Source organism: Aliivibrio sp. EL58 (assembly GCF_900312675.1).
Lineage (GTDB): Bacteria > Pseudomonadota > Gammaproteobacteria > Enterobacterales > Vibrionaceae > Aliivibrio.
Genome location: NZ_OMPC01000009.1, coordinates 540,829 through 561,361, shown reverse-complemented (window position 1 = coordinate 561,361; position 20,533 = coordinate 540,829). Strand labels below are relative to the sequence as shown.

General features: G+C 38.6%; 12 protein-coding genes. 9 read left to right on the top strand and 3 right to left on the bottom strand.

The genetic code is table 11. From position 1 onward, the window contains the following. Nucleotides 1-122 precede the first annotated feature (122 nt). From ED622_RS13465 to ED622_RS13455, 3 genes are read right to left on the bottom strand one after another with little or no spacing between them, the layout of a single operon-like run. Nucleotides 123-2,759: an MlaD family protein gene (locus tag ED622_RS13465; RefSeq protein ID WP_122034835.1), complete on the bottom strand. Its 2,637-nt coding sequence runs from the start codon at nt 2,757-2,759 to the stop codon at nt 123-125. Continuing rightward, a complete protein-coding gene (locus ED622_RS13460) occupies nt 2,737-3,963 on the bottom strand; it encodes a paraquat-inducible protein A (RefSeq protein ID WP_122034833.1) in 1,227 nt (408 codons plus the stop codon). The genes ED622_RS13465 and ED622_RS13460 overlap by 23 nt, the downstream gene beginning before the upstream one ends. A gap of 17 nt (nt 3,964-3,980) precedes the next feature. After that, entirely contained in the window at nt 3,981-5,774 is a 1,794-nt protein-coding gene (locus tag ED622_RS13455; RefSeq protein ID WP_122034831.1) for an ABC transporter ATP-binding protein, read from the bottom strand. A 96-nt stretch (nt 5,775-5,870) separates the two neighbouring features. On the opposite strand from ED622_RS13455, the gene ED622_RS13450 reads away from it, so the two are divergent. The 9 genes from ED622_RS13450 to ED622_RS13410 all read left to right on the top strand — a co-directional run bounded on the left by ED622_RS13450 (nt 5,871) and on the right by ED622_RS13410 (nt 20,044). After that, complete coding sequence (locus ED622_RS13450) at nt 5,871-6,323, top strand: GAF domain-containing protein (protein WP_122034829.1); 453 nt, start codon at nt 5,871-5,873, stop codon at nt 6,321-6,323. A gap of 105 nt (nt 6,324-6,428) precedes the next feature. After that, nucleotides 6,429-7,055, top strand: a complete 627-nt coding sequence (gene proQ / locus ED622_RS13445) for an RNA chaperone ProQ (protein ID WP_122034826.1) — start codon at nt 6,429-6,431, stop codon at nt 7,053-7,055. A 17-nt stretch (nt 7,056-7,072) separates the two neighbouring features. Continuing rightward, the gene (gene prc, locus ED622_RS13440) at nt 7,073-9,094 is read left to right on the top strand and encodes a carboxy terminal-processing peptidase (RefSeq protein WP_122034824.1); all 2,022 of its coding nucleotides are present in this window, start codon (nt 7,073-7,075) and stop codon (nt 9,092-9,094) included. Between the two features lie 155 nt (nt 9,095-9,249). Further along, nucleotides 9,250-9,921: a hypothetical protein gene (locus ED622_RS13435; protein WP_122034822.1), complete on the top strand. Its 672-nt coding sequence runs from the start codon at nt 9,250-9,252 to the stop codon at nt 9,919-9,921. Between the two features lie 157 nt (nt 9,922-10,078). Further along, complete coding sequence (gene pepN, locus ED622_RS13430) at nt 10,079-12,682, top strand: aminopeptidase N (RefSeq protein ID WP_122034820.1); 2,604 nt, start codon at nt 10,079-10,081, stop codon at nt 12,680-12,682. 107 nt (nt 12,683-12,789) lie between these two features. After that, on the top strand, nt 12,790-13,014 hold the full coding sequence (locus ED622_RS13425; RefSeq protein ID WP_122034818.1) for a DUF2835 domain-containing protein: 225 nt from the start codon (nt 12,790-12,792) through the stop codon (nt 13,012-13,014). 157 nt (nt 13,015-13,171) lie between these two features. Continuing rightward, complete coding sequence (locus tag ED622_RS13420) at nt 13,172-18,004, top strand: NAD-glutamate dehydrogenase (protein ID WP_122034816.1); 4,833 nt, start codon at nt 13,172-13,174, stop codon at nt 18,002-18,004. A gap of 272 nt (nt 18,005-18,276) precedes the next feature. Continuing rightward, nucleotides 18,277-19,287 carry a quinone-dependent dihydroorotate dehydrogenase gene (gene pyrD, locus ED622_RS13415; RefSeq protein ID WP_122034814.1) on the top strand — a complete coding sequence of 337 codons (1,011 nt, stop codon included), beginning with the start codon at nt 18,277-18,279 and terminating at the stop codon, nt 19,285-19,287. A 217-nt stretch (nt 19,288-19,504) separates the two neighbouring features. Continuing rightward, nucleotides 19,505-20,044 (top strand): cell division protein ZapC, encoded by a 540-nt coding sequence (locus ED622_RS13410; RefSeq protein WP_122034812.1) that lies wholly within the window; start codon nt 19,505-19,507, stop codon nt 20,042-20,044. The last annotated feature ends 489 nt before the right edge of the window (nt 20,045-20,533 follow it).

Genomic DNA, 20,533 nt, shown 5'->3' with positions numbered 1-20,533 from the left:
TTATGGCAGGGAGTGTAAACGCAATTAGTGCTGTTGTCTAAATGGAATCTGTAGTTATAGGGAAAATTAAGGACTTAAATTAAAAAAGGCAGCCAATGTGAAGATTGGCTGCCTGAATTTGATTATTTGTTTGGATTAGGAATGGCTGCATTCCACAATGGCCAATCTTCTTCTGCTGTTTTATACAGTAGATACGATTTATTTTCTTTTGCTTGTGGTTGCAACTCTTCATCATCAGGAGTGGAGAAGGCAATGCCGCCACGTAAGATACTATCTACAGTACCCGCTTGAACTTTTGCTCCACTTAATCCAATAGACATATTCACCCCTGATACATTCCAAAACACTGTATTTTGGCGCACAAGATAACTGAAATCTGGATTGACACCGATAGTGAAAATAACACGGTCAGATAAATCGCCTAATCGAACATCGGTTACTTCGCCAACTTCCATTTCTCTAAATAGGATAGGGGTTCCGACTTTGACTGAACCTCGAGTGATGGACTCAAGAGTATAAGTCGCTAATGTGTCACCTTGAGATTGGTCAGTGAGTAAAAATTGAGTTTTTGTTTTTCCCTTTCCTGGAGTTACTTGAATGTAGCTACCTAATAAGGTATCAAGATTTTCAGCACCAGATAGGCTAATACTTGGTTTTACGACCCAGAAGTGACTGCCTGAAATAGCAATTTGGTTTACATATTCAGGGTAAATACGAGCCTGTATATAAACATTACTCTGCTTAAAGTTTGGTGATACTTTACTGACTTCACCGACAGAGACGCCTTTATATTTAATCAGTGTTCCTTTAGATATTGAATTACTGTCTTTCGCAGTAAAGGCAATGATTCGGCCAAACTCTTGAGCTTCTGATAGGTTTGAGTAGAGCTTCCACTTTTTACCTAATTTGTTTTCTACGCCTTGCATATTATCAAAGCCAATACCACCACGGATCATCGACATCAGTGGAGCTGCTTGAATGTTCACGCCACTCAAACTTGCTTCTACATTTACACCAGAGTAATTCCAAAAGACCGTATTATCTTTAATTAGATGAGCGTATTGCTTTTCAATATTGATTTTAATATTTACGCCATCATTACCCAAATCAAAATCGGTTACTTTACCCACGACGAGGTTACGATAAAGGATAGGACTGTTTTTAGTAATAGGCGGTAATTCAGAGCTAAACAGAGTCAGTTCAGTACTTTTTTCTGTTTTGAATTGCGCTAATTCAGCTAATGAATTGTTTTTAAATAAAGTGTAGCTTTTTTGTTTGTAGCCTTTGCCTTCACTAGTAAAGCTTATAGAGCCAGAGATCAGTGCCTGAGTTGGTGGAATATCAATATTTACACCGGAATCAGTTAGCTCAGCAGATACACTGCCAGAGACAAAGAATTTATTGTTTGATTTGATTAGATGCTTATATTTTTCAAGGATCATGACATCAAATTTTACTCTGTCATTAACCAATGCCACATGAGTCACTGAACCTACTTTTATTCCTTTATATGAGATTGCAGTATCTGGTGTTAACCCAAAAGAGCGGTCTGCGTATAATGAAAAGGTGAGTGCTTTTGCATCTTGTTTAATCAGTTCTTGTTTTCGAATGGCTGTAAATGCACGTGATTTATCACCGCTACCTGGGATTAAGGTAAGGAAATTGCCACGAACGAGATTACCAATGTTTTCAACGCCGGATAAGCCCAGCTTTGCTTCTTCTAATACAAAGCGAGATCCATCATTTAAGTAATCTGTGAATGCAGGCTCAACCGTTGCAGAAGCAATGATGTCTTTTTTATCATCAGACAGCTTTAAACTGTTTATTTGGCCTATTTCAAGGCCACGATACATAATGGCTGATCCATTAGGGCTGATTTGATTATTGTCAGGCAGAGTGATCTTGATTGAAATACCGCGACCAGCCGTTTTGATATTACTGTATAGACGGAACTCTTTGCCGTTTTCTATCTCGGCACCATCATCGGGTGAGTCCACCGCAATAGCACCACCAATTAATGCTGACAAACTTTCAAGTTGAACATCTACGCCATTAAAGCCAACGCTTGCGCCAATGCCACTGGCATTCCAGAAACGACTTTTTGATGTAATTAAATGCGAATATTCTTCTTGGATAAGCACTTTAATTCTAACGTTATCGCTTTTATGATCGAGTTTAAAGTTATAGACTTCCCCAATAGGGATTTTTTTATAATAGATTTTTGAACCAACAGAAATTGAACCTAAATCCTTAGAGCGAAGAGTTACGCTTAAACCAGTGGAATCAGGTTGAATTGCAGGTGAGTTTGCCAATGCGGTGAATTTAGTTTTTGCTTCACCAGTTCCCGGTAAAATTGCAATATAGTTACCAGAAACTAAAGCATCTAATCCTGAGATACCTGTTAATGATGCTTGCGGTTTAACCAACCAAAATTGAGTGTTATCTTTTAAAAGATCGGCAGCTTCGGGATAAATATCAGCATCAACGTAAATATTAGAGAGATCTTTAGATAAGGTGATGTTTTTAACCATACCCACTTCAAGACCCTGATAACGAATAGTTGTTCGGCCTGCTATTAGTCCTTGCGCGTCATCAAAATAGATTTGAACACGTTGACCCGCTTCAATAATGGCAGAGTAGACTAGCCATCCACCAAGACAGAGAGCAAGTAGAGGCAGTATCCACAATGGTGAGATACCGCGTTCATTTTTGATGTTTACTTGTTCAACAGTAGAATCAAGATTTTTCGGTTCGTTCATAATTATCCCAAATCAGACGAGAATCAAAACTTTCAGCGGCCAGCATGGTGAATACCACAACTAGTCCGAAGGCAACGGCACCAAGGCCTGGGGTAAAATCTAAAATTTGTCCGCGATCAATCAATGTCATCATAATAGAAATTACGAATAAATCCATGACTGACCATTTACCAATCCATTTTACTGCCACATAAATAGACATTCGTTGGCGGTGAAATATGCTGCGTTTGAATTGAACACATAATAGTAGGTAGCCAAGACCTAAGATCTTAGCAACAGGAACCACAATACTGGCAACAAATATAATAATGGCAATACCGTACATATCGGTTCTAATTAATCCGGCAACCCCAGAGAAAATCGTGTCTTCTAATCTCTTTCCATTAGTTAATAAAATAGAAATGGAAAGAATGTTGGCTGGAATAATAAAAATGGCTGCCGTGATCAGGTAAGTCCATGTTTTTTGGATAGAGTTTGGTTTTCGCGCGTGAATAGGGCGAGAGCAGCGAATACAATGGCTGCCTTTTTGTTGAGTAAAGTGACAATGCCCACAATGAACAGAATGCTCAGGTTCAATAATCGGAGCTTCGATTTCTTTTTGATGTTTTCGTTGCCAAGCGCGCCAATAACGTCTTGCACTTACGTGTGTAAGCAGTAAAGAGCTAACGAATTGAAGTAAGAGTAATCCATAGAGTCCTGAACCGACAAAGATATCGGCATGATCTTGAATTTTAAAGCAGGCAATAGCCAAGCTTACTAAGAATACATCTAGCATCATCCAATCTTTTAAGTGCTGAACAGTCGAAATGCTACTTCTAAATAACTTAAACAGTTTTAATCGTAATGCGATGTGTGCGGTGACAACAGATCCACAAACAAGAAAAGGAACGATTGAGCTGCAAAATAAGATAAGTAACCCAAGCATAGGGAACCCTTCACCCATTAAGGTAATTGTACCTGAAGGGAGAGTTGCAGGGATCATCACACCAAACAATTGAATGGTAACTAAAGGAAAAAAATGTGACGGGATAAAAAGTAACAAAGCAGCAATAGCGATGGCTAAATCGCTATTTAATGAGATTCGATTACCACGGTACAGTTGTGTATTGCAGCGAGGGCAGTGCGCGTTTTGCTTTTTATCTACCTTCGCTACTTTAACAACGAGATCACAGCCGTGGCAGCGACGAAATTTAGCGTCTTCCACGGTTGTTGTCCAATTGATTAACTTTGAATTGATCCATACAGTGTTTGATACAGTCCTTGCTGTGTAACCAGTTCATGGTGTGTGCCTGATTGAGACACTTTACCATCATCTAAAACGTAAATGGTATCGGCTTGTTTTACCGCACTTAAACGGTGTGCCACAATTAATGTGGTACGGCCAACTAAGAAATCACTTAAGGCTTTATGGAGCTCTGCTTCTGTTGCGGTATCGAGTGCAGAGGTAGCTTCATCTAAAATAACAAATTTTGGATTCGTTAACACCATTCTTGCAATTGCTAATCGCTGACGTTGTCCACCAGAAAGTTTAACGCCCTGACGACCAATTTGGGTATCAAGCCCATCGGTTAACTGAATCACGACATCTTGCAGTTGGGCAACATCGAGTGCATTCCACAGTAAGTCATCAGAGTAATCTTCGCCTAATGTCAGATTATGCCTCAATGTGTCATTAAATAGTATAGGTTGTTGTAATACAACTGAGATTTGATTGCGGATGTTTTCAAAACCAACCTCTTTTGTACTATGCCCATTAAAGAGGATCTCCCCGTTAGTTGGCTGATAAAGCCCTAATAATAGTTGAATAAGGGTTGATTTACCGCCTCCACTAGCACCAACCAGGGCGACTTTTTCACCAGGTCTAATAGTAAGTGATAGGTCATTTAATACCTGAACTTCGTCGTTATAGCTAAAATTTAAATTGTTAATGGTTATTTCAGTAGCAGTGTTTACATTGAACGGGTCAATATCTGATTGGATCTTTGGCTCTTCACCTATGTGCAATAGAGCGTTTACTCGTTTTAATGCAGCAGAAGCGCCATACCAAGAAAATTGAATGCTCAACAATTCTTGGATTGGAGAAAGCATTACCCAAAGGTAGCTGAAAATGGCAAACATTTGGCCGATACTTAGATCACTCAGCAGTACCATAATCATTGCGGCAGCACGAAATAACTCAAAACCTAGTAAGAATAAAAGGAAAGAGAGGCGTCCAGCGGCTTCTGATTGCCATGAGAATTGATCGGCACTGTGTCTTATCTCATCGGCTTGGCTTTTAAGTTGGTTTAAGAATGCACGTTCACGGTTTGATGCTCGTAATTGATAAATGCCATCAAGTGTTTCAATTAATCGGGTTTGAAAACGCTCATAAGATTGATTTTCTTTGCGTTTTAAATCTTTTACACGATTACCTAGCTTGCGTGAAAAATAGATAACAATGGGATTTACCAGAAGAATAAATAATCCGAGTTGCCAATTTATCCAAAGAAGTACGCCAGCGGTTCCTATTACCGTTAAGAAAGAGACAATAAAACGGCTTAATGTAGGACCGAGGAACTTATCGATAGTATCAATGTCTGTAATGATATGAGAGTTAATACCGCCACTGCCACGCGACTCATACTCTTTCATGCTAATAAGGCTGAGTTTATCGAGTAATTGCAGACGAATTTGATAAGTAATGGTTTTTGAGACTAAGCTAAATTGTCTTCCTTGATAGATATTCAGCATCTGGCTCACGATACGCATCACAATGACCATAACGAGAACCAATAGGATATAACCGATAGGGCCTTGCCAAGCACTAGGCAGCATTGAGTTTAATAGTTCAACGCCGGTTGACGGTTTATGCAATAAAACCTCGTCCACCATTAATGGCATCAGTAGTGGGATAGGGACACTGATAAGTGTGGCTACAATAGCGATGATATTTGCAACAATTAAACGACTTTTATAGGTTTTTGCTTGCCTAAATAGCCAATTCCAGTTAATTGTAGAAGACGTAGTATTGCTCATTGTGAGAATGATTCCTATTATTATCTTTTCCATTGGCATTGTACTCAGTATAAATAGAGTCGCAAGTGATTGGTACAAATACAGGAAAATATAAAAATGGAATTAAAGCATTACGAGCGATTAACGCAACAAGCACTTTGTCTTATTGATGGTGAAACGGATCTAATCGCTAATTTGGCAAATATAAGTGCGCTATTAAATATGGAACTGGACGACATTAACTGGGTGGGTTTTTACCTATTTAAAGATAATGAATTAGTATTAGGTCCATTCCAAGGCAAACCTGCTTGTATTCGAATTACCGTTGGAAAAGGGGTGTGTGGCACTGCTTTTTCTACTAAAACGGTTCAACGTGTCGATGATGTTCATCAATTTGCTGGTCATATCGCGTGTGATGCGGAAAGTAACTCTGAAATTGTTATTCCATTTTATAAAAATGGAGAATTATTTGGAGTGCTGGATATTGATAGCCCAAATATTGCACGATTTAGCGAAATTGATGAAAAAGGACTGGTTGATTTCATGAAAGAAGCAGAAAAGAGACTTTAATTTTCTTTCAGTAGTGGTTTTTCACGCTTAAGTATCTATAATAGCGGAATATCTTTACTAGAAATACACCTAAATACGGGCTAAACCGTACTATCAGGAAACTACATGGAAAACTCTGAAAAATTAGCGAACAGCAAAGAAGTAATTGCATACATTGCTGAACGCTTCCCGAAATGCTTTATCTTAGAAGGCGAAGCTAAACCTCTTAAAATTGGTATCTTCCAAGACTTATCTGAGCGTTTAAGCGATGATCCTAAAGTAAGTAAAACTCAGCTACGTGCTGGTTTACGTCAATACACCTCTTCTTGGCGTTACCTACACGGTGTTAAGCCGGGCGCATCTCGTGTTGATTTAGATGGTAACCCTTGTGGTGAACTAGAAGAAGAGCACATTGAACACGCTAAAACAACTTTAGATGAAAGCAAAGCTAAAGTAGCTGCTCGTCGTAAAGAGCAAGCGAAAAAAGTAAGAGAAGAAGCAAAAGCTAAGAAAACAGCTCGTGCTGCTACTCCACCTAAGCGTCGTCCTCAACCTGCTGCTAAGAAAGTTGAACAGCCAGTTGAAACTCGTGCTCTAAACGCTGATGAAATTACTGTTGGTAACAACGTAAGCGTGAACATGGGTAAAGGTAATATGCCTGCGACAATCGTTGAAATTAACAAGGATGATGTACGAATTCGCTTATCAAATGGCCTACAAATGGTTGTTAAAGCGGAGAATCTTCGTTCATAAAGGAGCACTCCCGACGCATGAATTGTCGATTAAGAGTCTCGCTGATTGCTGCTGGCGTTATGCTAGCAGCTTCTGCGCACGCACTTGAAGCTAAGGTATTAGACGCCAAGTATTCCGAGACTGACTTACCAGTATTAACCGCAGAAACGCAGCATGCCACTGCTAGTAAGCGTGTTACTTCTCGTTTTACTCGTTCTCATTATAAGCATTTCTCATTAGATGATGACTTTTCAGTTGCCATTTATGAGCGATATTTAGACATGCTTGATTATAATAGAAATATTTTCATTCAAGCCGATCTTACTTCATTCGCCCCGTTATCAACTAAGTTAGATGATCAATTAAAGATTGGGGACTCCCAAGCCGCTTTTGATATCTATAACTTGTCATTGAAGCGTCGTTTTGAGCGTTATGTTTACGCACTTTCTCTTTTAGATAAAGAATTCGATTATACGGTTGATGAATCTCTTGAATTGGATCGCTCTGAAGCGGCTTGGCCAAAAGATGAAGCTGAGTTAAATGAGCTATGGCGTAAACGTGTTAAATATGATGCTCTGAACTTGTCTATGACAGGTAAAGATTGGCCTGAGATCCAAGAGATGTTAGGTAAGCGTTATAATAATGCGTTAAAGCGTTTGACTCAAAGTCACAATGAAGATGCGTTCCAACTTTATATTAATGCGTTTGCACGTGAAGTTGATCCTCACACGAGTTATTTATCTCCTCGTAATGCAGAGCAATTCCAATCAGAAATGAATCTTTCATTAGAAGGAATTGGGGCAGTATTACAGGCTACTGATGATTACACTGTCATTCGTTCTTTAGTTGCGGGCGGTCCAGCTCAAAACAGTAAGCAACTGTCTGAAGGTGATCGTATTATCGGTGTTGCTCAAGATGGTGAAAAATCTGTTGATATTATTGGCTGGCGTTTAGACGACGTCGTTCAACTTATCAAAGGAGCGAAAGGGACAAAAGTGCACCTAGATATCTTGCCAGAAGGTAAAGATTCAAAAAGTCACACTGTCACAATTGTTCGAGATAAGATCCGTTTAGAAGATAGAGCCGTTAAATCTGAAGTGATTGAACAAGATGGCAAGAAAATTGGTGTATTAGAAGTACCTAGTTTCTATGTTGGTCTAGCTGAAGACACTAAAAAACAGATTGATGAACTCAAAAAGCAAGATATTACCGGTATCATTGTTGATTTACGCAATAATGGCGGTGGTGCATTAACTGAAGCAACCGCGTTATCAGGATTATTTATTACTTCTGGTCCAGTTGTTCAAGTTCGTGATAGCTACGGACGCGTTAATGTTAATGCGGATACTGACGGTGAAATTTCATATACCGGTCCAATGACGGTATTAGTGAATCGCTACAGTGCATCTGCGTCTGAGATTTTTGCTGCAGCAATGCAAGATTATGGCCGTGCCGTTATCTTAGGTGAAAACTCATTCGGTAAAGGAACGGTTCAACAACATAGATCATTAAATCATATTTATGATCTATTTGATAAACCACTTGGCCATGTTCAATATACGATTCAAAAGTTCTATCGAATCAATGGTGGTAGTACGCAAAACTTAGGTGTTGTTCCTGATATTGCGTTCCCAACAGCGATTGATCCGAAAGAAACTGGTGAAAGTGTTGAAGATAATGCGCTTCCTTGGGATAGCATTAAAGCGGCAAGCTATGCGCAAACGAATCAGATCGTAAATACGATTGAGCCACTAGCGAAAAAACATGTTGAACGAATTAAAACTGACGAAGAGTTTGGTTTTATTCAGGAAGACATTGCTCGCTATAAAGCGGATAAAGACATCACAACGATTTCACTGAATAAAGCGGTTCGTGAAAAAGAAAGTGATGATGCAGACGTTCGTCGTTTAGAGCGTGTTAATCAAAGACAAAAACATCTTGAAAAAGAAGAGTTTAAGACTATTGATGACATTCCAAAAGATTACGAAGTTCCTGATGCATATCTTAATGAAGCGGTTTCAATTACGATTGATTTAGCATTGATGAATCAAAAAAGTTAATAGTGTTTACAGCTCCTATAAAAACAGAAGTCATTTGGCTTCTGTTTTTTTATGCCTAAAAAACAGCGAATTAATCAAATCTAATCTAGGCTTATATTATGGCAGTCAACCATGGTCGTTGATCATTCTTTTTTATTGAATGTGGAGCTTTAATTATGAAATCAGTCCTTTTGTCTTTTTGGTTAATTTTACTGAGCCCATTTTCTTATGCTGATGAAGTGGCGTTAGATCTTGAAGCAAACTCACTAACGTATTTTGAAAATCCGTTTCTTATTGGTGATTGGTATTTTTTCAAACCGGCTCATATCGAGAATGACTACGATGTACTTCATATTTCATTAAGTTCTACTCATCAGTTTGTTATTGAGATGATTGAAATGTCGACCAACACGGCCGAAGAGTGGAGTGGTACTTTTGAATTATCACAAGAGAGTATTCGTTTTGGAAAAGAGGGCGAGGAGTCACAAGTTTATCAATATGAAGTGAGCCATAATCGACTTTATCTCAATGGTGTAGAATTTTTTAAGGTTGTTCCTGAATCGATTATTGGTTCATGGAATTCTAAACTTGTTTCTGGTGAAGATATAATGGTGAGTAATGTTCAATCATTAAATTTGAAGTTGCGTTCTGATTTTATATTTTTACTGGAGGTCGTCTCTCACTCGGGAAAAAGAAACCAGCAGATAGGCTATTATTATTTTGAAAATAGCGATTTAGTTTTACTTTATGAAGAGGGAGAGCAAGAGTCGACATTTCAGATCACAGAGAACCAACTCGAATTAAAAAATGAACAATTTGGGATGTATGCCTTACTGATAAGAGAATGACCAGCAAGGAATAGAATAATGTGACTTTAAGGATAGAATTATGAGCCTTAAAACCTTTTAATTAGCAAATTAACTGGATCTTATGCGAGAATAGGAAGGTTAAATAGTAACTATCACTCATTTTGTTTTTTAGTGATAGACATCATAAGGATATATTATGAGCCAACAACCTCAGGCTAAGTTTCGCAGTGATTATCAATCTCCAGAATTCACCATTTCAGACATCGATTTAGTTTTTGATCTTGATGATACAAAAACATTTATTTCAGCGACTTCAAAAGTACAACAACTAAAACAATCAACTGATCTTCTTCTTGAAGGGGAAGGGATGACATTGGTATCGTTGAAAATAAATAATGTAGACCATAAAGATTATACGTTATCTGATACGCAGTTAATCATTCATAATGTAAGTGGTGATTTTACACTTACAATAGTTACCGAAGTAAATCCACAAGAGAACACGGCACTTGAAGGTTTATACAAATCAGGTGATGGTTTCTGTACTCAATGTGAAGCAGAAGGTTTCCGTCGTATTACTTATTATATGGATCGCCCTGATGTATTGGCGCGTTTCACCACAAAAGTAATTGCAGATAAAGAGTCATATCCTCATTTATTAAGTAATGGTAACCGTATTAGTCATGGTGATCTTGAAGGTGGAAAACACTTTGTTCATTGGCAAGACCCATTCCCAAAACCGGCTTATCTTTTTGCCTTAGTTGCTGGTAATTTTGACGTACTCACTGATACGTATAAAACTAAATCAGGTCGTGATGTTGCACTTGAAATCTATGTTGACCAAGGCAATTTAGATCGTACTCCTCATGCAATGACATCATTGATTAACTCCATGAAGTGGGATGAAGATCGTTTTGATCTTGAGTATGATCTTGATATCTACATGATCGTTGCGGTTGATTTTTTCAACATGGGTGCAATGGAAAACAAAGGCTTAAATGTCTTTAACTCTAAGTTTGTGTTAGCAAAACAAGAGACAGCAACCGATACTGATTATCTAGGTATTGAAGCGGTAATTGGTCACGAATACTTCCATAACTGGACAGGAAATCGTGTTACTTGTCGTGATTGGTTCCAATTAAGTTTAAAAGAAGGCTTAACGGTTTTCCGTGATCAAGAGTTCTCTTCTGATCTTGGTTCTCGTTCAGTTAACCGAATTAATAATGTTCGCATTGTTCGTGGTCCACAGTTTGCTGAAGACGCAAGTCCGATGGCACACCCAATTCGTCCAGAAAAAGTAATAGAAATGAATAACTTCTATACGCTGACTGTGTATGAAAAGGGCAGTGAAGTTATTCGCATGATGCATACTCTATTAGGCGAAGTGAATTTCCAAAAAGGAATGAAGCTGTACTTTGAACGTCATGATGGTACTGCGGCAACATGTGAAGATTTTGTACTAGCGATGGAAAATGCGTCGGGTGTTGATCTTACTCAATTCCGCCGTTGGTATAGCCAATCAGGTACGCCAATCTTGTCGGTAGCTTCTAACTATAATGAAGTAACGCAAGAATACACATTGACGGTGAAACAAGATACACCAGCAACAGAAGAGCAGCCTGAAAAACTTCCATTACACATCCCACTTGATATTGAGCTTTACGCGCAAGATGGCAGTGTTATTGAGTTACGTTGTAACAATGAAACTATTGGTAATGTTCTTAATGTTACTCAAGAAGAGCAGACTTTTGTATTTCAACAAGTTGCAGAAAAACCAGTGGTCTCTTTACTTCGTGAATTCTCTGCACCAGTTAAATTAAATTACGCTTACACAGATGAAGAGCTGATTTTCTTAATGGTTCACGCGCAAAATGATTTTGCTCGTTGGGATGCAGGCCAAATGCTTTTGGCTAATTACATTCGTTCAAACATTATCAATGTACATAAAAATCAACCGCTTGAATTATCTGAAGCGCTAGTTGATGCGTTCCGTGGTGTGCTATTAAATACGGATCTAGAGCAGGCATTTATTGCTGAAATGTTTGTACTACCAAATCATAATGAGATCACAGGTTGGTTTGATACGGTGGATGTTGATGCTATTGATAAGGCACTTGGTTTTATTAAACAGACATTAGCAACAGAGCTTAAAGATGAGTTTTCTGCAATCTATCACAGTCTAAAGCAGGGTGATTACTCTGTTGATCATGATGCGATTGGTAAACGTGCATTACGTAATTGTGCGTTAAGTTATTTAGCGAAAACAGATATTGGTGAAGCGTTAGTTGAAGCACAATACCAAACTGCAGATAACATGACAGATACAATGGCTGCGATGGTTTCTGCTAATTCAGCTGAACTTTCTATCCGTCAAACGTTAATGGATGACTTTAGTGATAAATGGTCACATGATGGTCTAGTTATGGATAAGTGGTTCATTTTACAGGGTTCTAACCCAAATAGTGATGCACTAACTACCATTAAAGCGACGATGGATCATAAAGCATTCAGCCTGAAAAATCCAAACCGCACCCGCAGTTTGATTGGTTCTTTTGCTGCAAATAATGCGGTAAATTTCCATAGTAAATCAGGCGAAGGTTATGCATTCTTAGGTGATATCTTACTTGATCTTAATGTAAGTAACCCGCAAGTCGCTTCACGTTTAATAGATCCATTATTGAAGTTTAAGAAGTATGATAGTGATCGCCAAGATCTTATGAAGGCTCAGCTTCAGCGTTTGGCTGATCTTGATAACCTAGCAAAAGATCTGTTTGAAAAAGTAACCAAAGCACTAGCATAATATGCTGAGCTTATTGTTATTCTAAAATCGAAATGGTCAGTTTTTTTACTGGCCATTTTTTTATTTCAACGCCACAATAGCATTCTAATTATTAGAGATTTAAATGAATGAACAAATTCTACTACTTTAGAGTAAATGTAAGCTATCAGGCCTTTTTAAGCCATTATTCAGGGTCTGCAAGTACGGTAATGGTAATGACAGAGCAGGGACTTAAACTGCAATTACCCGCTTCTCGTTTTCGCTCTTTTTTAACCCAATTAGGCGTGAAAGGGCGCTTTCGTTTAACTACTGACCAAAACAATCGTTTTCTAAACTTAGAACAAGTAGGATAAATCGCTACCTTAATCACACTTCTAACTATAAAGCCTCTTTAACGCAAAAAAGTCATAACGTTTTAGTCATATTCTCCCTACAATATGAGGCGCACAAGCAGTATCAACTGCTACACTATAATTAATAATTCTAATTAAGAAACGGAGCATTCGCTTTATGACGACGCGTGATCCTATCGTTCCTGTACTACTTGAGAAAGTGTACGCTCTAATTGCTGAAAAGCTTGAAATGCCTCAACAATCCCTAGTAACGCAACTTGCTCAGCGTTTATTTGCCAACATTGATGATGATGATTTACAGCAACGTAATGAATCAGATATGTATGGGGCAACCCTCAGTCTTTGGAACCATTTATCTGATGTAAACTTGTCTGATATTTCGGTTCGTGTTTTCAATCCAAAGTTAAGCCAAGATGGTTGGCAGTCAACCCACACAGTGGTAGAGATTGTTGTTCCTGATGGCCCATTTTTAGTCGATTCCGTTAAGATGGCGCTTACCCGTCTTGATATGACAAGCCACTTTATGTTGCATGGTCCACACTGCTTTACTCGTGATGAGAGCGGTGAGATTATTTCGATATGCAGCAGCGATGGTAAAATGCAGCAGACGTTGTTCCATTTTGAAGTCGATCATATGAATGATCCTGCTGAAATGGACGCGCTTCAAGCCGAACTATTATTGGTTCTTGAAGATATTCGCCGTGTGGTGAATGAATGGCAACCAATGTCAGATAAACTGACAGAAGTTATTCAAGAGCTTAAAGATAATGACTCTCCAATTGCTAAAGATGCGGTAAATGAAGCGATTGAGTTTTTAACCTGGCTTCAAAATCATAACTTTACTCTCATGGGGTATAAGAATTTTGATTTAACAGCGGTAGAGGGTGATCATGAATTAACACCTACAGCAGACGCTGGTTTAGGTTTATTCTCTTTAGCTTCACGTATTCATATGACGAAGCTTTCTGAGATGCCATCGTCGGCTCGTGCTGCAGCGAAGAAATCAGATCTATTAATCCTAACAAAATCAAATACGAAGTCTCGTATTCATCGTCCAGCCTATACAGATTACATTGGTATTAAGCGTTTAAATAAAGAAGGTAAAGTTATTGGTGAGCATCGCTTCACTGGGCTTTATACCTCAACGGCTTATAACCAAAGTGTGTCTAATATTCCACTACTTAGTAATAAAGTCGAACGTATTTTAGAGACAAGCCAGTACATTAAAGGCTCGCATTCTTATAAAGCATTAAGCAACATCCTTGAAACTTACCCTCGTGATGAACTCTTCCAAGCAACAGAAGAAGAGATGTTAGAAGTGGGTACGGGCGTTGTTAAGATGCAAGATCGTGATTTATTACGTTTATTTGTTCGTCGTGATCCATTTGGTCGTTTCTTCTCATGCATGGTGTACGTAACAAAAGAGCGTTACAACACAGAGCTTCGTCGTCAAACTCAACGAATTCTTAAAAACTACTTTGGTTCTAATCAAGAAGTAGAGTTTACGACGTTCTTCTCTGAGAGTGCATTAGCGAGAACGCATTACATTATTCGTGTAGACAATAATAACGGCGACATTAATGTGAAAGATATTGAAAATAATTTAATGGAAGCAGCATCTACTTGGGATGATCGTCTTTGTGATGTGATTGTTGCTAACTTAGGTGAGAGTACAGGTACCGCAATTGCGAAGAAATACCAACGTGCATTCCCTCGTTCATACAAAGAAGCAACACTTCCTGGCTCTGCTGTTGCTGATATTGAACGTCTTGAATTGTTAAGTGATGACAACAAACTCGGTATGTTGTTTTATCGTCCGCAAGAAGAGAAGAAAGGCTCTGCGAACGTTAAATTAAAACTGTTCCACCGTGATGAGCCGATTCATTTATCAGATGTTATGCCTATGCTTGAAAACTTAGGTTTGCGTGTTATTGGTGAATCACCATATGCCGTTAAGAAGAGTGATGGTTCGGTTGATTGGATCTTAGATTTCTCTATGATTCATAATGGTTCTGAAGAAGTCGATCTTCGTCAAGCTCGTGATCGTTTCCAAGAAGCGTTTGCTCAGATCTGGAATGGTCAATTAGAGAGTGATGGCTTTAACCGTTTGGTTCTTGGTGCGGGTCTGTCTGGCCGTGAAGTGACGATTCTACGTTCTTATGCTCGTTATATGCGTCAAGTTGGCTTCCCATTTAGTCAGCAATACATTGAAGATACACTGTCAACGCATACCAAACTTGCGGTTGCTGTGGTTAATTTGTTTGAGTTCCGTTTTGATCCAAGTGTTGCATGGTCAGAGAAGAAACAACAAAAGCAACTTGATGCGATTTACTCAAGCCTAGATAAAGTAGAAAGCTTGGATGATGACCGTATTATCCGTCGTTATGTTGAGATGATCTTAGCTACGTTACGTACTAACTATTATCAACAAGCGGAGAATGGTCTACCAAAACCATGGCTATCTCTAAAGCTTCAGCCATCAATTATCCCAGAAATCCCTGCACCAGTGCCGGCGTTTGAGATCTTCGTTTATGCGCCTGATATTGAAGGTGTGCATTTACGTGGTGGTAAAGTAGCACGTGGTGGTTTACGTTGGTCAGATCGTCAAGAGGATTTCCGTACCGAAGTTCTTGGTCTGGTTAAAGCTCAACAAGTTAAGAACACCGTAATTGTTCCTGTGGGTGCAAAAGGTGGTTTTGTTTGTAAGAAACAGCATAATTTCACAACTCGTGATGATATTTTTGCCGAAGGCCAACGCTGTTATAAGCAGTTTATTTGTGCGCTATTAGATGTATCAGACAACATCATTGAAGGTGAAGTCGTACCTCCAAAGAATGTGGTTCGTCATGATGATGATGATCCGTATTTGGTTGTTGCCGCAGATAAAGGTACAGCAACGTTCTCTGATTTAGCGAACTCAGTATCAGAAGAGTACAACTTCTGGCTAGGTGATGCGTTTGCTTCTGGTGGCTCTAATGGCTACGACCATAAAGCGATGGGTATTACAGCAAAAGGGGCGTGGGAATCAGTTAAACGTCACTTCCGTGAAATGGATATTGATTGTCAAACAACAGACTTCACCGTTGCTGGTGTTGGTGATATGGCGGGAGATGTGTTTGGTAATGGTATGTTGCTATCAAAACATATTCGCCTTCAAGCGGCATTTAACCATATGCATATCTTCATTGACCCGAATCCAAATTCAGAACTGACTTGGCCAGAGCGTGCTCGTTTATTCGAATTACCTCGTTCAAGCTGGGAAGATTACAATAAAGATCTGATCTCTCAAGGTGGTGGCATTTTCTCTCGTCGTGCTAAGTCGATAGATCTTTCTCCTGAAATTCAGAAGATGTTAGGTACCCGTAAACAGTCATTAGCTCCAAACGATTTAATCCAGATGATCTTAAAAATGAATGTGGATCTATTATGGAATGGCGGGATCGGAACATACGTTAAATCAGAAAAAGAGACCAGTGCTGATGTTGGTGACCGTGCTAATGATTCTTTACGAATCAATGGTTCAGAGTTAAATGCGAAGGTTGTTGGTGAGGGCGGTAACTTAGGCATGACTCAATTGGGTCGTATTGAATATGGCCTGAAAGGTGGACGTGTTAATACCGATTTTGTTGATAACGTAGGCGGTGTTGACTGTTCTGATAATGAAGTAAACATTAAGATCTTACTGAATGGTTTAGTGGCTAATGGTGATCTAACCTATAAGCAACGTAATGTTCTGCTTCAGAAAATGGAAGATGAAGTAGGTGAGATTGTTCTTGATGATGCATATTGTCAGGCAGAATCAATTTCAGTTGCTGAGCAACAAGGTACATCGTTAGTTAAAGAACAAATTCGTTTTATTCATAACCTAGAGAAGAAGGGTCAATTGGATCGCGGATTAGAGTTTATTCCTGATGATGAAACTCTGATTGAACGTGAAAAAATGGGGCAGGGTCTAACTCGTCCAGAGCTTTCAGTTCTTGTTGCTTATGGAAAAATGGTTCTAAAAGATGAGTTAGCCTGTGATGAGATTGCAAATAATCCATACCATGCTGATTTACTAACGACTTACTTCCCAACTGAGTTACAACGTAACTATAAAGCAGAAATGGATAATCATCCGCTTCGTTCAGAAATCATCGCGACTTGTTTAGCAAATCAGATGGTGAATGAGATGGGCTGTAACTTCATCACTCGTTTACAAGAAGAGACAGGTTACACCGTCACTGATATTGCGAATGCGTATTCAGCAACTCGAGCTATCTTTGATTTTGGTGATTTATTTAAAGAGATCCGTAATCTCGATAATATCTCAACGACAGAAGCTCAGTACGAAGCGTTATTTGCCATGCGCAGAACCATTCGTCGAGTGACTCGTTGGTTATTACGTAATGGCTCACAAAATATGTCAATTCAGCAGCTTATCGAAAAATATAAGCCTGCAGTTAATGAGATTAAAGATAACCTTGATAGTTACTTAGTTAACGATGAAGTGGTTGAGCACATTGAACAAGCAAACCACTATCTAGAAATGGGTGTACCTTGTGAGCTAGGTAATGTTCTTGCTCGCTTAAGTAGCCTGTACTCTGCGATGGACATTTCAGCTGTTGCGGTAGATATGAAGCAACCGGTTTCAACGACAGCGCGTTTATACTATGTTCTGGGTGATAAGTTATCTCTGCATTGGTTCTTAAAACAGATTAATAACCAAGGTGTTGATAACCATTGGCAAGCGCTTGCTCGTGCTTCTTTCCGTGAAGACCTAGATTGGCAGCAACGTCAATTGACTCAATTAGTACTTGCTGAGTACAAAGATACCGAGTCAGTTGAAAAGGCCATTGAAGAGTGGTGTGAAAAGAACGCGGCCTCTGTAGGACGTTGGGATAATATCTTGAATGAGTTTAAGGTCGGTTCAGTCCATGAATTCGCTAAATTCTCGGTAGCATTAAGAGAACTTACGTTATTAAACTTAAGCTGTACGTCAAAACAGTAAAGCAACAATTAAGCTGATTATTATAATCAGATAAACGTTTGCTTAATGAAGGGGAAAGTGAGTTTATATTCACTTTCCCTTTTTATTTCCCCGATAATTTTCTAATTTATCTATATTAATAAGCGTTTTTTGTGATTTATTATTCTTTATGTCATTTAAGGGCGAAAAATAAGCCATAAATATTAATGAATAAAGTACGATTAAGTTTGAATTGTGAATAAAATCAGTGAATAATGACTCCCCGTTTATACGGGACTTATTTTGGAGTTACAATGTTATATCGCATCGCCAGAGCTGGCATTTTCAAACTTGATGCTGAAAAAGCACATGACCTAGCAATTCAAAATTTCAAACGCTTTACCGGCACTCCTCTCGATCTCTTCTATCGTCAAAAATTGGCTTCTAAACCTGTAGAAGTTATGGGCATTACCTTTAAAAATCCACTTGGCCTTGCGGCTGGTCTTGATAAAAACGGCGAATGTATTGAAGCATTTGGCGCAATGGGTTTTGGTTTTATTGAAGTGGGAACTGTAACTCCTCGTCCTCAAGCAGGTAATGATAAACCTCGTCTATTCCGTCTTATTGAAGCGGAAGGCATTATCAACCGTATGGGTTTCAATAACCTTGGTGTTGATAATCTTGTTGAGAACGTAAAGAAAGCAAAGTTTGATGGTGTTATTGGTATTAACATTGGCAAAAACAAAGATACGCCAATTGAAAAGGGTACGGAAGATTACCTAATTTGTATGGAGAAGGTATATCAATACGCTGGTTACATTGCGATTAATATCTCATCACCAAACACTCCAGGACTTCGTACGCTTCAATATGGCGAAGCATTAGATGATCTTCTTTCTCAATTAAAAGAGAAGCAAAAAGAATTAGCAGAGAAATACGGTAAGTATGTACCGATTGCGCTAAAGATTGCCCCGGACTTAGATGACAACGAATTATCTCAAATTGCAGCATCATTAATTAAGTTTAAGGTTGATGGTGTGATTGCAACCAATACAACATTAGATCGTTCTATGGTTGAAGGCATGAAGCACGCAGAAGAAATGGGAGGCTTAAGTGGCCGTCCTGTTCAAACTCGTAGTACTGAAGTGGTTCGTCGTCTTAAAGAACTACTTGGTGATAACTTACCAATCATTGGGGTAGGTGGCGTTGACTCTTATGTTGCTGCAAAAGAGAAAATGGTTGCTGGTGCAGATCTAGTTCAAGTATATTCTGGCTTCATCTATAAAGGCCCTGGTCTAGTTAGAGATATCGTAAATAATATTTAAGAAGCATAAAAAGTAGCGAAAGTTGCTTACAGACTGTTCGATTGGAAGGGGGAATGTGAATTTCCCCTTTTTTTATTCCTAAGCTCTTGTAAAATTAGAAGTTAATTGCATCAGTATATTTTTGACTGAAAATAAACACACTTTTTCAGCATAATTTGCAGTAATTGATGATTGGCTTACGAAGGGACTCTTCCCATTTTTCAAGAGAGAAACCATAATGCTTAAACCCAGTGATACATGGAATTGGTATTACGATAATAAAGCACAATCTCTAATGCTCGATTTGGGTATGGATATGGTCTTTCGTGTGAACTTACCTTGTAAAGTTCTTATCGATGGTGCTTTTGAGCAATGCAAATTCTCTGTCGATGATGCCTCTGCCTATCAAATGTTCGTAGAATACATTTCATTTCTTCCGCTATCGGAACCTCGCAAAGTGGAGCTTGCCCTTAACTGTGTTGCAGCAAAGCGCTTTCATAAACCTATGTTACCTAAAAGTTGGTTCTTTGAGCCACAAGGTGAGGGATATTGCCCTGAAGAAGGGGAAGTGGTCTCTCTTAAAAATGATTTAGGTGAAGGACATTTCATTATTGTTGAGAACTACGAATGTGCCAGTATGTGTATGTTGGTAGATATGGACTCGTTTGCACTTAACCCAACCAAATACATGGCATTTTGTGAACCTATTAAAGTGATGCACGATCGCATGGCTAAGATGCAAGTGGTTAACTCTGCTTACTATGCATTAGTAGGGTAGTAAGCCTTTCTTTTCTATTTTAGCCTCTCTTTAGTTTTACTCTTCATTCAAGCAAACGCCTTATCTCACCTTTAAAGTGCTATTCAAACCTCCCAAAAGAAGTAATTCTCGCTTTTAGCTTACCTATTTAGCGTTAATTTTCCCGTATTACTATCTCTTATAAATGAGATCTAGCCCCAATATTCCGCATATTTATTTTTAATATCCCATTGATAAAATCATCTGAAATATAAATAAATTCCTTATTTACGCCTATTTGTAATTAAATAACCTATGTAAAAACTAAGTGGTATAGTCCAGTTTATGTGTCTTTTTGTTGCCTGTGTTTGTTTCCATTTAGAAACGCAGTAAAAAAGGGTTAGCATGATTAATTGTTAACTGTATGTTTTCTAAGATATTAGTTGGGTGGTGAGCTTTGTGTTTATCTACAATCTAATTGTCCTCTTTCAACTAGATTCATGTATAATGCGAGGTAATTTAATAACCAAA